The sequence below is a fragment of the Microseira wollei NIES-4236 genome, assembly GCF_020521235.1.
In the GTDB taxonomy this organism is placed as follows: Bacteria; Cyanobacteriota; Cyanobacteriia; order Cyanobacteriales; family Aerosakkonemataceae; genus Microseira; species Microseira wollei.
Genome location: NZ_BLAY01000424.1, coordinates 1 through 1571 on the forward strand (window position 1 = coordinate 1; position 1571 = coordinate 1571).

2 protein-coding genes are annotated in these 1571 nt (G+C 48.3%); both read left to right on the forward strand.

The features are described from left to right. Positions 1-137: 137 nt before the first annotated feature. A complete protein-coding gene (locus MiSe_RS48965) occupies positions 138-677 on the forward strand; it encodes an ATP-binding cassette domain-containing protein (protein WP_226594781.1) in 540 nt (179 codons plus the stop codon). Beyond that, complete coding sequence (locus MiSe_RS48970) at positions 677-1504, forward strand: ABC transporter ATP-binding protein (protein WP_226594783.1); 828 nt, start codon at positions 677-679, stop codon at positions 1502-1504. The genes MiSe_RS48965 and MiSe_RS48970 overlap by 1 nt, the downstream gene beginning before the upstream one ends. The last annotated feature ends 67 nt before the right edge of the window (positions 1505-1571 follow it).

Below are 1571 nucleotides of genomic sequence, written 5' to 3' on the forward strand. Positions count from 1 at the left end.
GCTGATAGCATTAGTGTAGCATATTTCTACTACAGGCGTGATGATTGAGGAAGATCCAGTGCAGAGTTGATTGGGGACTGTATCAAAAGGTTGCCTTTCCAAGGCTGTTTCGGTGGCATTGAGCCAGGGAAACAGCCTTGAGGTGTCCATGTATCCCGACGCTCACCTTACAGGTAGAGCGCGGGACTTATAGCCCCTCAAACTCCCCATTAGTTAAATCAATTGAAAGCCGAGAGCGCATCATTTGTGCGGTCGAGCAAGCAGATGCTAAAGCTCTAATCGAGGAGCTTCCCAAAGGCTTGGATACGCTTTTAGGTAGCGAGTTTGGTCAACGGCAGTTATCCGGAGGGGAGTGGCAGAAGCTGGCGCTGGCACGAGCATTTATGCGCCATAGCCAGATCCAGGTTCTTGATGAACCAACTTCAGCCCAAGATATTGAAACTGAACATGACATATACAAGCGTTTTTCCCAGCTGAGCTGCAATCGCATTACTGTTCTAATAAGTCATCGCTTGTCAGCTGTTCGTATGGCGGATCGGATTCTTTACCTAGCCAATGGACGAATTCAAGAGATAGGGAGTCACGCTGAGCTGATGGCGCTTAACGGTGAATATGCCCGCCTATACAAACTACAAGCATTACAGTACGGTTACCAAACAACTGAGGAGTTGGGCTGATGAATTGGATCGGGCTATGCGGACGTGGACTGGTAATGGTTGCAAGAGCTACCCCTTTTGCTGCAACTGGGTACATTTTCATCGTAGTTTTCCTCAAGCTTCTGCCTGTGTTCCAGGTTTGGTTGTCCAAGTATCTAGTTGATGCGCTTCCTGGAGGTCTACAAAACACTTCTGAAGTGCTTGCCAGAATTATCCTACTTGCTGCGGTTTATGCAGGTACTTTAGCGATCGCTGCGGGTCTGGAGCCTATTCAAGAGTTGTTATCAGCTTGGCTAGAAAATCGGGCAGTGGCAGAAGTAGATCGATGGCTTATGGAGGCTGGCACCAGGTTGCTGGATCTTTATCGCATCGAGAGTCCAGACTTTCATACAGATTTACGTTTTTCTAAGCAAGCCGCTTATTATTCACCGCGCTTGTTTCGTCAGCTACAGCAGGGGGTGGGAACACTTATAACCTTGGCTGGACTACTTCTGCTATTGGCGAGGCTACAGCCTCTACTCTCGATAGTTTTGGTTGGAACGTTTCTACCCCACCTTATAGCAGAGCAACGCTTGAATCGACTCAAAGCTGAGATCGCGATCGACCACTCAAAAGCAGCCCAGGAAATGGACTACTACCTCCGAATCGCAACCGAAGCCAATGCTGCTAAGGAAATCCGAGTCTTTGGGCTAGGCGACTTCTTTTTGCAACGCTTTCACAAATGCGCTCAGGTTGCCCTAAAAGAAATTAGAACTCTCCGCCTCAAGCAGTTGCGCTTATCGATTATGTTTACCTTCAACCGCAAGAAGGCTCCCGCCATAACGGTACGACCTTTGGCGGTGAGATGAATTGCGGACAGGATCTATGGTAGAATGTTTTACGTCAGATATAGCGACGTAGCGATGTTGGTATTCG